General features: G+C 62.2%; 9 protein-coding genes and 1 tRNA gene. 7 read left to right on the plus strand and 3 right to left on the minus strand.

Translation table 11 applies throughout. The features are described from left to right. A partial coding sequence (locus NW844_RS04375) for a GerW family sporulation protein (protein WP_414333818.1) occupies window positions 1–231 on the plus strand: 231 nt, incomplete at its 5' end. On the opposite strand, the gene NW844_RS04380 is transcribed toward NW844_RS04375, so the two are convergent. Together NW844_RS04380 and recJ are read right to left on the minus strand one after the other, a co-directional pair. Continuing rightward, complete coding sequence (locus NW844_RS04380) at window positions 228–3,503, minus strand: AAA family ATPase (RefSeq protein WP_414333820.1); 3,276 nt, start codon at window positions 3,501–3,503, stop codon at window positions 228–230. The genes NW844_RS04375 and NW844_RS04380 overlap by 4 nt on opposite strands. Window positions 3,504–3,639: 136 nt before the next feature. Next, a complete protein-coding gene (gene recJ / locus NW844_RS04385; RefSeq protein ID WP_414333821.1) occupies window positions 3,640–5,880 on the minus strand; it encodes a single-stranded-DNA-specific exonuclease RecJ in 2,241 nt (746 codons plus the stop codon). Window positions 5,881–6,440: 560 nt separating this feature from the next. Between recJ and NW844_RS04390 the strand changes: the two genes are divergently transcribed. The 4 genes from NW844_RS04390 to NW844_RS04405 all read left to right on the plus strand — a co-directional run bounded on the left by NW844_RS04390 (window position 6,441) and on the right by NW844_RS04405 (window position 8,724). Continuing rightward, the gene (locus NW844_RS04390; RefSeq protein ID WP_414333822.1) at window positions 6,441–7,370 is read left to right on the plus strand and encodes a metallophosphoesterase family protein; all 930 of its coding nucleotides are present in this window, start codon (window positions 6,441–6,443) and stop codon (window positions 7,368–7,370) included. A 77-nt stretch (window positions 7,371–7,447) separates the two neighbouring features. Beyond that, on the plus strand, window positions 7,448–8,197 hold the full coding sequence (locus NW844_RS04395; RefSeq protein ID WP_414333824.1) for a phosphoadenylyl-sulfate reductase: 750 nt from the start codon (window positions 7,448–7,450) through the stop codon (window positions 8,195–8,197). Between the two features lie 3 nt (window positions 8,198–8,200). After that, the gene (locus NW844_RS04400) at window positions 8,201–8,539 is read left to right on the plus strand and encodes an antibiotic biosynthesis monooxygenase family protein (protein WP_414333826.1); all 339 of its coding nucleotides are present in this window, start codon (window positions 8,201–8,203) and stop codon (window positions 8,537–8,539) included. 113 nt (window positions 8,540–8,652) lie between these two features. Then, window positions 8,653–8,724: transfer RNA gene (locus NW844_RS04405), tRNA-Val, on the plus strand. 255 nt (window positions 8,725–8,979) lie between these two features. Here the strand turns inward: NW844_RS04405 and NW844_RS04410 are convergent. Beyond that, a complete protein-coding gene (locus NW844_RS04410) occupies window positions 8,980–9,402 on the minus strand; it encodes a DUF1818 family protein (protein WP_414333827.1) in 423 nt (140 codons plus the stop codon). 77 nt (window positions 9,403–9,479) lie between these two features. Between NW844_RS04410 and NW844_RS04415 the strand changes: the two genes are divergently transcribed. Continuing rightward, complete coding sequence (locus tag NW844_RS04415) at window positions 9,480–11,189, plus strand: SpoIID/LytB domain-containing protein (RefSeq protein WP_414333829.1); 1,710 nt, start codon at window positions 9,480–9,482, stop codon at window positions 11,187–11,189. Between the two features lie 21 nt (window positions 11,190–11,210). Next, window positions 11,211–12,184, plus strand: a 974-nt coding sequence (gene era, locus NW844_RS04420; protein WP_414333831.1) for a GTPase Era, incomplete at its 3' end; no start/stop codon positions are given.

Genomic DNA, 12,184 nt, shown 5'->3' on the forward strand with positions numbered 1-12,184 from the left:
GGCTTTCGCAGCAACGGACGGGATCCGGCCAGCCTGTTTGGCGGAGCGGGGGGCGGGGTGCGCATCGAGCCGGTGGGCTTTTTGGTGATCCGAGGGGAGCGGGTGGAGCTGCTGACCACGGCCCAAAAGCCCGGCCAGTGGAGCCAGCTTGGCGAGACTATAATTCCCCTGCTGCAGCAGTGGCTCCAGAGCCGGGCCGGCAATTCCTCAAATGACCAGCCAAATGACTAGCCGCGAATGGAGAGGCGGGATCCCTGGGGGGAGGGCTGCACCTCGATGCGGTGGGGAAAGGCCTCTTGCAGACTGGGGATGTGGGTGATCACCAGGATGCAGGCAAAGTCAGAGGCCACAGCGTTGATGGCCGCCAGCAACTGGGCCCGCCCGGTGGCGTCCTGGGAGCCAAACCCCTCGTCGATGATCAATGTTTGCAGGTCGGAGCCGGAGCGCTGGGTAAGCAGGCGGGAGAGGGCCAGGCGAATGGCGAAGTTGATGCGGAAGGCCTCACCGCCGGAGTAGGTCTCGTAGGGGCGGGTGCCGCGGGGATCGGCGATGAGGATGTCGAGGGTTTCAATTAGCTTGTCCGAGCGTCGCCCCGAGCGCTGGGTTACAAAGCGCAGATGGAGGCGGTGTTGGGTGAGGCGGCCCAGGATCTGGTTGGCCTGGGCCTCTAGCTCTGGCAGAACGTTTTCGATGATCAGGGCGGGAATGCCGTTGCGGCCGTAGGCGTTGGCCAGCTCCTGGTACACCTGCTGCTGGCGGCGGGCCTGCTGCAGTTGTCGCTCTAGCTCTGCCCGCTCCGACTGTTGTTCAAGGGCCTGCTGTAGCCGCTGTTGGGCCGCCCCGATTTGAGAAAGCACCTGATCCAGCCCTTGCCGGTGCTCCTGCAGAGCTTGGCGGATCCCTTCCAGGTGGGCGGGCAAGACCTCAGGCTGCTCCGCCAGTTGTTGCTGCAGCGCTTCCAGCTCTTGGGTGGCCTGGGCAAAGTGCTGCCGGCTTTCCTGCAGGCGTTGGGACAAGATCTGGCTGCGGGCTGTGGCTTCCGGCAGCTCCTGGCGGGCTATTTGGAGGGCCTGCAGGCGGGCCGGCCACAGTTGCGCCTGGGCCAGTTCTGCTTTTACCTGCTGGTGCAGGGATCCGTCGTAGCCAAGGTGGTGCAGCGCCTGCTCGATTTGGGCCAGGCGTTCTGCCAGCGGCGAGTCAGGGGATCCCGCCTGTTGCAGGGCTTCCAGTTGCGCTTGTAGGGAGGCGATCTGTTCACACAACTGGGCTCGGCGCTCCTGGGCTTTGCGCAGCTCGTGGGAGCGGCCCAGGGCCCAGCGCCAGCGCTCCACCTCTCCCCGTTGCAGGGCGTGTTCGCGCTCGTCGTAGCCCAGGTGTTGCAGGGCCTGCTGGATCTGGGCAAGCTGCTGCCGCGCCTCTGGGGCATAAGCTTCTTGGTTGAGGATTTGCTCCAGTTCTGCCGCTTCTGCCCGCCAAGCCTCCAGTTGCCGCTGCCGCTCCTGCCCGGCCTCCCACTGCTGCTGCAGCCGCCCCTGGAGGTGCAGACGCTCATCCCAAGCGGCCAATTCTTGCTCAAGACGCCGAGCTTCCTCTTGCAGCAGCCCGATCTCCCGGTCGGCCACCGCCAGTTGCTCGCGAATCACAAAGAGCTCGCCGGCAATCTCTTCTTGGCGCTGGCGGTGCTTTTGCAGCACCACATCCCTCAGGTGCGGGCTGAGCGGACGGGCGCAGAGGGGGCAAACCCAAAGGTGGGATTCCAGGACAGCCAACGCCTGGGTGGACGGTGCCGGCGCAGGCGCGGCAGGCTGCTCTGAGAAGGCTGCTTCCGGGGTGGCTTCGGATTCTGGGTGTTCTTCCTCCCCACCTTCTGCCATCGACTTCACCCCCGCTAAGGCAGGGGCGGAGTGGTGCCTTTCTTGCTCTGGATTGTAAGGATCTGGGCGATCCGGATCCCCGAGATCCAGCCGCTCGGGGTGAAAGGACTCCGTCCTGCTATCGCCAACGGGAAAGGCCTCCCAAGGAGCCTCTAATAGGCGGCAGCGCTCTTCCTCCTGTTGCCATTGGTGCTGGAGAACCCGCTGCCGCTCCTGCAGCTTCTGCACAAAGAGGCGGCGCTCTTGAATTTTTTCCAGCACCTGCTGTTGGTAGAGACGCCGTTGCTCCAGCTCGGCCAGGGCTGCGACGCCGGCGGCAATTTTCTGGGCCAGTTGCTGCTGCTGTTGGGCCAGGGTTTCCTGGTTTTGCAGTTGCTGCTTGAGGAGCTGGAGGCGGGCTTGCAGGCGTTCTCGCTCGCGGCGGATCTGCTCTTGCCAGTGCCGTTGTTGCTCTAGGAGGGCGGCGGCTTGGGCCTGGGCATCGTTCAAGATCTGCAGGCGCTCCTGGGCTTGCCGGTAGTGGTGGAGGGCGTTTTCGATGCGCTCCCCTTCTGCCAGCACCTGGGCATCGGCCTGGGCTTGGGCCTGGCAGGCGGCCAATTCCTGTTGCAGCCGCTGCATTCTGCGCAGTTGCTGCTGTTGGTACTCAGCTTGTTGGGCCTGCAGCTTTTGGCGCTCTTGGAGCAGGTGTTGCTGTTGCTCGAAGAGGCGGTGAAGATGGCGATCTTGGGCCATCAGGGACTGATAGCGTTCGTAGCCCGCCAGGATCTCCTCGCTTTGGGCGATCAGCTCTTCCAACTGCAGCAGGTGCTGTCGTTGGGCTCGCCACTGCTGTTCGGTGTGGTGCAGGTTGGCGCTGAGCTTGTGCAGGTGTTGGGTGAGTTGCCGGTGGCGCTCCTCTAGGGTGTGGCGATGTTCATAGGCCCGCTCTAGAGACTGTAATTCCTGCTGCTGTTGGGCCAGGAGCTGTTGCAGATGGGTTTGCTGTTGTTGGAGCTGCTCCAGTTCGGCTTGGATCTGCTCGATAGAGGCCTGCTGTTGCTCCAGCTTGGGCAGGCGCTCTTGGAGTAGATCCGCTTTCAGCTTGGCACTGCGAGCCTGTTCGCGGCAGCGCTCGGCCAGCAGGTCGTACTGGCCCAGCTTGAGCATATCGGCCAAGATCTGCTTGCGCTCGCCGGGGCGCTTCAGGGTAAAGGCATCGGCTCGTCCCTGCCGCAGGTAGGCCGAGTGAATGAAGGTATCGTAGTCGAGGCCAAGCTGACTTTGGATGGCCTGTTGGGTAGCGCGCATGCCGCGGCGGGTTAGGCTGCGCCAGGCGGTTTCTCCAGCTTGAATTTGCCACTCCAGGGATCCCTCCCCCGACAGGTGGCGGCTGCGCAGGATGCGGTAGGTTTGCCCCCGCGAGCGGTAAATCACTTCCACCCAGGTTTCACTGGCACCTTTGCGGATGAGATCGCTGTCGTTGCTGGCCCGGCTTTGTCCCCAGAGGCCCCAGGTAAGGGCGTCGAGCAAAGCTGACTTGCCCGCCCCGTTGGGGCCACAAATGCAGGCGGTGTGGATCCCGCGCAGATCCAAAACGGCGTGAGAGTAGCAGAGAAAATGGTGTAAGGTCAGGCGAACCGGGATCACGGAAGACTGGGCTCTGGGTGCGGCAAAACGCTAGAGCTAAGCCGTTTGATCTAGAGTATCGCGTCGGCCTTGAAAGGGTTGGCCAGATCCCAAGCCTTGCCAACTTTTTTGCGGGAATTGAAGGGATCCCTCACCTCTACTTCGGAGACAAAGCCGCCGGCGCGGGATCCGGTTGCAGCAGCCGTTGACAGAGCTGGGCGATTTGGTCGGAGCTGGCCTCGTCCAGCCAGCGGTGGAAAGCTTGGGATTCGCGGATGCGGCCCAGCAGCAAGGTGGGAATTTCCTCTGGGCTGTGCAATTCCGCTAGCCACTGTCGAGGCAGGCCAGTCGCTGCCGCCAGAGCGTCGGGATCCCGTTGGCCCGCTTGCCAGAGTGCCTGCAGTTGGGGGATCTGCTCCCAGCGGTGGCCAGAAGCAGCCAGGATCAGGGTTTGCGGCTGTAGCTGTTGCAGCAGTTGGGCCAGATCCGTCGGCAGCCAGGGCCAGCGGGCCAGCACCAGAGCTGTTTTTGCCGACGGGAGGAAGTCTTGATCGAGGGGCAGAGCCTGCCCCCTGTAGCAGACGGCTTCTCTGAGAGAATCCGGCAGGGGGCGTTGCCGGTAATCCTGGATCTGGAGACGGGTGGCGGAAACGGTGGGCGCCTGCCAGTCGCCAGAGGAGCGCAGCGCCAGTACTTTGCCTTGCCAGGGTTGTCTGCCCTGGTCATCCGCTTCCAACTGCAGGGCGATGTCCATAGCCTGGCATTCTTGCCACTGCTCCAGCTCTTCGCCGGCTTGCCAAAACCAGAGGGTACGGGATCCCAGCCTGCCTTGCAGATCAAACCTTAAGTGGCGGCCATTCTGGGAAGCCCCCAGCTTGACGCTGCCGCGACAAACGTTCATCAGGGCTACGACGGGGTTGGGATTGCCGTGGCCAAAGGGCTGCAGAAGCTGCAACTGCCGATACACCTCGTCCAGCTCTGCCACCCTATCCCGGCCCTGAGAGGCCAACAGTTCCCAATCGATGACGATCTCCACCGCCAGGGCGCGAGCTTGGCGATCCGGGCTGACCCTCGCGGCCAGCTCCCGCCGCAAAGCCAGTTGTACGGCGGCCAGGCAAGACAGATCTACTTGGATCCCGGCAGCCATAGGGTGTCCGCCTCCCCCCAGCAAGAGGGGGCGCACGGCCTCGATGGCCTCCACCAGGTTCACCCCTGGAATCGAGCGGCCCGACCCATAGCCCCGTCCCGCCCTCTCGTCTTTGGCGATCAACACCGTCGGGCAAGCGTATTGCTCCGCCAAGCGCGCCGCGGCGATCCCCAAAACCCCTGGGTTCCAGCCGCTTCCGGCCAGGACAATCGCCCCCTCCCGCCCCAGATCTAGGCTTTCCACCTGTTGGCCGGCCTCTTGAATCACTTGCTGGGTAAGGCGCTTACGCTCCTCATTGAGGGCAACAAAATGCTCCACCAGCGTCTGGGCCCGCTGCGGATCGGAGGTGGTCAACAGCTCCACCGCCAGGCTGGCATCGTCCAAACGGCCAATGGCGTTCAGCTTGGGAGCAAGGCGAAAGGCGATATCCTGGGCTGTTGGTGTTCCTGAGGATTGGCCGTTGCCCATCTGATCCAAAAGAGCTCGCAGCCCCGGGCGCTGCGTCTTGGCCAGCACGGGCAGGCCCCGCTGCACCAGGTAGCGGCACTCCCGCTGCAACACCGCCACATCGGCCACGATCCCCACCGCCACCAGATCCAGGTGCTCTTCTACGCCTGGGATCCCCAGCGCTTGGTAGAGGGCCTCCGCCAGCTTGTAGGCCACCCCCACCCCCGGCAGAAAGCGCAGCGGATGTTCCTCTGGCAGGCGCAGTGGGTTGACCACCGCATGGGCAGGGGGCAAGGGATCCGGCAGCGTGTGGTGATCCGTCACGATCACGTCCACCCCTTCGGCTTGGGCGGCGGCAATCTCGGCGGCATTGCCCATACCGCAATCCACTGTCAGGAGCACTTGGCAGCCCTGGGCCAGCACCTGCTGCAGCCGCTGGGGGTTCAAGCCATGCCCTTCGCTGCTGCGCAGCGGTAGGGTGAACTGGACTCGGAAGCCCAAGGGCTGTAACGCCGAGAGCAAGAGGCTGGTGGCGGTAACGCCATCGCAGTCGAAATCTCCCCAAATGCAAAGGGTTTCTCCTCTTTTTCTTGCCTGCAACAGGCGTGCTACTGCCCGCTCCAGATCCGGCAGGGATCCCGCTGGCGTGGGAGAATACTGATCAGGATCGACGAAGGCCCGCGCTTGTTCCCGGCTGTGCAGCCCACGCAAGGCCAGCACCTTGGCTGCATACTTGCCGTATTCTCGGCTCAGCTCCGGATCAAACTGGGGTGGAGTGGGCAGCAGATCCCAGCGGTATTCCATGCCAACGGGTTGGGCCGGCCCCCGGGCCGACGGGGATAGAGCTCCTTAGGAGCGTATCAAAAACTGCCCAGGGAGAGAAGCAACACAGGATCCCGGAAAGCAACAGCCGGGGTGAGCGATCCCTGCCAACCTGCTATTGACAGCAGTGAGAGGCCACGCAGCAAGGCGAAGGGTGGGCGTGGTCATGGGTGGCACAGGCTTCGCTGCAGTAGAGTTGGCCTTCGTAGCGATAGCCTTGGCTGCTTTCGAAGCTGCAGTTGCAGTGTTCACAGGCGCAACGAACAAGGGTGGTAGCAGACATGATGTTTTCTCCTTGCTTGAACTGAGGGATCCTCTTGTCGAAGATCTGTGTCCCTATACCCTAGCGGTTGCTCGGCAGCGGCGCCGGAACAAGAATCAGACTCATTTGTGGCGATTCCAAATCACAGCAACCACAACTCCCCCTCTGGGAGAGGGGCTGGGGGTGAGGTCATCGCGGCAGAGGTTAAGAGAAGCCCATAGCCCTCCAGCTAGTTATTGACTTATGATGCGGGCGTGGGGTGTGAATAAGTACCTAGACAATGGCAACCCAACGCATTTGCTTTGCTCAAGTTTCAGATGTCCACCTGATGCCCGAGACGGGCTGCCGCTGCTGGTGGATGTCCGATTCCCCTCGCCGCCAGTTGCAAGCTGCCGTTGCCCATCTCAACCAAGTACCCGATCTGCGCTTTGTCCTGTTTACCGGCGATCTGGTGGATCAAGCCGATCCGGAGAGCTTTGAGTTGTTCCGGGAGATTCTCGCCCAACTGCGGGTGCCCTACTACCTCAGCCTGGGCAACCACGATGTCGATACCTTGAGGAGAAAAGGGCGCTTCAACCGGGATCAGTTCATCCGTTGGTGCCAAAGCCAATTCCCCCTGTCCCCAGCTCCTACCGGTTATGTCGATTACAGCCTTTCCCCTCTGCCCGGGATCCGCCTGGTTGCCCTCGACGCTAGTTTAGGACACTTCCCCTTGCCTCAGGGTGTGCTGCGTCCCTCGCAACTGCACTGGCTAAGCGAACATCTACAAGCGGTGCCCGAGGAATGGCTGATTCTGCTCATCCATCAGCCTCCTTTTATCTCCCCCACCCAGATGGATGCGGTCTTGTTCCGCAAGTACCGGCTCCGCAGCGAGCAAGCCTCGGCACTACACACCCTCCTGGCCAATCACGGGCGGGTGGTGGCGGTGTTGAGCGGGCATCTGCATGTGCCGAAGGTGTATGTGCGAGATGGGATCCCTTACCTGACGGCACCTCCGCTGGTGGGGCCGGTTTCGGCTCTGCGGGTGTTTGAGCTGGATATCAACCCACGGCGAGGGGTGTTGCGCTACCACTGGGTTCACCTGCCGGAGCCGGATCCCAGCCCCCTCTGGCACGGCTTGGTTATGGGGATCCGACGGGATCGCTGGGGACAAATCCCCCTCCGTGCCAGGGGATCCCGATCCCTACCTCTGCCCGCCGCTGCCTCGTAGCCCAAAAATCCCAAAGCTTGACCGAATTAGTGTAGATTAATAAAGACGAGGATCGTTGCATTCGGTGTCTTCCCCCTATGACGGCAAGCCTTTCTTCTTCTTCTAGCCGCTGGGAGCTGGCGGCCCAGGCCGTGCGAGAACAGTATCAGCCCCAGGTAGCCTCTCTGAGCGAGCACTTTGAGCCCTTGTCGGCCAGTGACTTGCTGGCCTGGGGGGTAGAGGAGTTTGGAGATGGGCTGGTGCTGGCCTGTAGCTTGGGCCCGGAAGACCTGGTGTTGATCGATCTGCTCACGGCCATTCGCCCGCAGGTGCGCGCCTTTTTCCTGGATACCGACTTTCACTTCCCGGAAACCCTGCAACTGCAGCAACAGGTGTTGGCCCGCTACCCTCACTTGCAACTGGAGATCTTCAAACCTCTGCTCACCCCCGAAGAGCAGGCGGCGCAATATGGGCCAGAGCTGTACCGCACCAACCCCGACCTCTGCTGCAACATTCGCAAGGTAGAGCCCCTGAATCGCGCCCTGGCCAACTGCACCACCTGGATTACCGGGATGCGCCGCGAGCAATCCCCCACCCGCGCCGATATTGGCAAGGTGCAGTGGGATGCCAAGCGCAACCGCCTCAAGCTCAACCCCCTTGCCGACTGGACAAACGGCCAAGTCTGGAAATACATCCTCGCCCACGGGATCCCTTACAATCCCCTGCACGATCGCAACTATCCCAGCATCGGCTGCCTCCACTGCACGGCGCCGGTAGAGCCGGGGGCGGATCCCCGCTCCGGCCGCTGGAAGGGCACAGCCAAAACCGAGTGTGGTCTGCACACATAGCCTATGAACACGGCTCCTGTCCTGGAGGTGGCCCGGTTTGAAATTACCCCCGGCTCGGAAGCTGCTTTTGAAGCTGCCATCGGCCAGGCTTTCGTTTATCTGCAACAAACCGATGGCTATCGGCAACACCAACTGCAGCGCTGTTTGGAGCACCCCCAGCAATACCTGCTGCTGGTGCAGTGGGGATCCCTAGAGGCCCATCTGGTCAACTTCCGCCAATCGGAAAACTTTGTCCGCTGGCGTGCCCTCATCGGGCCCTACTTTGCTCGCCCGCCGCAGGTGTTGCACTACCAGTTGTTGGCCGGATCCGAACATCCCTTCGATTTAAATTTGCAAAAATAGGATGCCGGTTCAGCACCCACTCTCGAGTCAAGCTGATTCTCAATCGCACGGGTTGAATGTGATATTATCAATTTCCGACCTTCCGCCCAGGTGTGCGTCGGCATCGCTCAGAGGGGCTGTTAACTCAGTGGTAGAGTACCACCTTGACACGGTGGGAGCCGCTGGTTCAATTCCAGCACAGCCCATGTCCTTCAGAATCCGCTTTGGGGGCAAGCTACAGGGCTAGGTTGAGCTGCTCCTGGGTATTTTGTGGGAGCGGGACTTCATCGAGGTCGATGAGGCGTACAGTTCACAGGCAAGTTTCTTGGATAATGCGGATGCCAATGCCGCTGCCAACCTGCGGGGGAAAGTAGTGGATGTCACGGATTCTCTCGGGTGTTGACGGGAGTAATGGTTGGCTAAGGGCCAGGCCTGTCGGGAGAGTTGCCCTGCAGGCTTGCTCAAGAGGCTGGGTCAAAAAATTGAGCAACGGCCCGACAGAGTTCGGGGACGACGTCAGCAGGCCAAAAACCTTCGCCGCGCCGGCCCTGGTGCAACTGCAGGTAGAGGCCCCAGGCGGTGGCGCTGCCGCTGGCTATCAAAGTCAAGACAGGGAAAGTCTGCTCCAGTGTAATGCTTTCCTCCGCCATCAGTTGGGAGGCGATGGCCGCCAGATCCTGCTGCAGGCGCTGCACCCCTTCCGCAAACGCTTGCCACTCCTCTTGGGTGAGCTCCAGCGCCCAAGTCTCTCCCCCCACCAGGGCCACAAAGGGGGAGCGGGAGGGATCCCAGCCCAGCCGCCAGCCGGATCCCTTGCGCAAAGCAGAGCGGGCCACGTCAGGGCTCCGTCCGATGGGGAACTCCTTGTCGGGAACAGCATCCATAGGGCTTTGCACCGCTGCCGGTAGGCCAGAAAAGATGCGGGTACAATCGACAGGGTGTGTTTTAGGATAAAGCGGCCATGGCCAGTTGTCAGTCTCCTACTGCCCAACCTCGCCGGTTTTTAAGGACTCCGCTCCGCTGGCGCAAACAAAGCACCTTCATTTCCGGCTTGGGCCTGTTGCTGACAGCCTTGGTGCTCCGTGCCGCTGACGCGACCGGGGTGCGCAAAGAGGCCGAGAACCCTGTTTCGCCGGCGCGATTGTCCGCGGCGGCCACCCCCGAAAACCCGATCCTACACGTGGGCATTGTGCAACGCTTTGGCCTTTCTGAGCAAGATCAGGTGGAATTGGCAGCGCCGCTGGGGTCTTTCCTCACCCTGGAATTTGCTCAAGCAGACGGCAGCACCCAGACGCAGCGCCTCCCACAAGTTACTGTTGGGATCGTCAACCGCGCCCTGGCCAGCCCGGAAACCGTGTACCGCCTCATCCTCAGCAGCCACAAAAGCTTCGAGAGCGCCGAGGCCAGCGCCAACTACTGGGAATCTCTGGGCATCCACACCGAGATCGCCCAACCGCAGGAATGGCAGGTGTGGGCCAACCGCGCCTACACCCCCCAACAACTGATCCAGATTCAGCAATATGCCCAGAAAGAAGGGATCCCTCAGGTGCGGCTGGAGGTGCAGGAGCGACGCGAACGGGCAGAGCTGAGCTGGGTGCATGAGCATTTTCGCTACCACCGCACCCGCCTCCGGGTGACCTCCGATGCCGGCTATTTGCGGGTGAACGACCGCTACTATGCCGGATCCATTACCCTTCAGCCCAATGCCTACGGCAGCTATACGGTGGTCAACGCTGTGCCCTTGGAAACCTATTTGCGGGGGGTGGTGCCCCATGAGGTGGGGCCAGGGGCTCCCTTTGCCGCCATGGCTGCCCAGGCGATTTTGGCGCGCACCTACGCCCTCAAGAACCTACACCGCTTTCGGATCGACGATTACCAGCTCTGTGCCAACACCCACTGCCAGGTTTACAAGGGGCTGAGCGGCACCCACCCACGGGCCGACGAAGCCATTCGCCAGACCAGCGGCCTGGTGCTCACCTACAACGGCGAGCTGGTGGATGCCGTTTATTCTTCCACCAACGGCGGCGTATCGGCGGCGTTTGAAGAGGTTTGGGACGGGGAGCCGCGCCCCTATCTGCGTCCGCAGGTGGATATCGCCCACCCGCCCGATAAGCCCTTCGATTTGCGGCAGGAGAACGACTTGCAAGCCTTCCTGGCCCGGCGGGAGGGTTTTAATGAATCGGGGGTGTCGCGCCTCTTCCGCTGGGAGTTCTCCCAATCGCTGGAGGAGCTGAATGCCCAGTTGCGAGCCGGCCAAGACTATCTGGGGATCCCAATGCCCATTTGGAGCAGCATTGCGGGGATGGAGATTCTGGAGCGCTCTGTCAGTGGCCGGGTGCAGGCGCTGCAGTTGGACTTGCAGACGGCGGAAGGGCTCCACTCGATTCTTTTGCGCAAGGATCAGGTGCGCTTGGCTTTTCCCCGCCTCTACAGCACCCTATTTCGGATAGAGCCTCTAAAACAAGGGGAGCGACTGGTAGGCTATCGCTTTATCGGCGGCGGCTTTGGCCATGGGGTGGGCCTGAGCCAGTACGGCTCCTATACCTTGGCGCGGCGGGGGTTGAACGCGGCGCAAATCCTCGCTTTTTATTACCCCGGCACCACCTTGGCCCCGCTGGGATCCCTATCCCTGCAGTTACCTGCCGCCGCAGGGGCCTACTCTGTCCGCTAGAAACAAAGGCTGGGGAAGGCCATGGCTGAAGAAGAGCTACGAGCGCAGAGCCAAGAAACCCCTGCTGGCCCTCAGGGAAAAGCGCCCGCTGAACCGCAGCCCTCTCGCGTCGCCGATGCGCTTCCAGTTGCCCCGCCGGGCTTTAAGTCGGGGTTTGTGGCGCTGATCGGGCGGCCCAATGTGGGCAAGTCCACCCTGCTGAACGCTTTGGTGGGCCAGAAGATCGCCATCACTTCTCCCGTGGCCCAGACCACCCGCAACCGGCTGCAAGGGATCCTCACCTTGCCGCAAGCCCAGATCATCTGGGTGGATACCCCCGGCATCCACAAGCCCCATCATCGCCTGGGGGAGATCTTGGTGCACAACGCCCAGGCTGCCATTGCCGCAGTGGACGTGATCCTCTTCGTGGTGGATGGCTCGGTGCCGGCGGGACGTGGGGACACTTTCATCGCCGAGCGGATCCCTGCTGCTACCCCCTGCATCCTCGTCTGCAACAAAGTGGATCTACTGCCCAAAGAGTCTGCCGCGCGCCAGGCCCACCAAGAGAGCTACCAAGCCCTGCGCCCCGGTGCCCCTGTCATCTGGGTGTCGGCGCTGGATCCCGGCAGTTTGGCGCCCCTCATCCAGGCCACCATCGATCTGCTGCCCACCGGCCCCTACTACTACCCGCCGGATTTGGTGACGGATCAGCCGGAGCGGTTCATTATGGCAGAGCTGATCCGCGAACAGGTGCTGCTGCATACCCGCGAGGAAGTGCCCCATTCGGTGGCCGTGACCATCGACCAGGTGGAAGAAACCCCCACCGTCACCCGCATCTTGGCCACCCTCTACGTGGAGCGGGACTCGCAAAAAGGGATCCTCATCGGCAAAGGCGGGGAAAGGCTCAAGCAGATCGGCCAGGCCGCCCGTCTACAGATTCAAAAGCTGATCCTGGGCAAGGTCTACCTGGAGCTGTTCGTCAAGGTGCGGCCCCACTGGCGGCGCTCCGAGCACCT

The sequence above is a fragment of the Synechococcus sp. H55.2 genome (genome assembly GCF_047462495.1).
Lineage (GTDB): Bacteria > Cyanobacteriota > Cyanobacteriia > Thermostichales > Thermostichaceae > Thermostichus.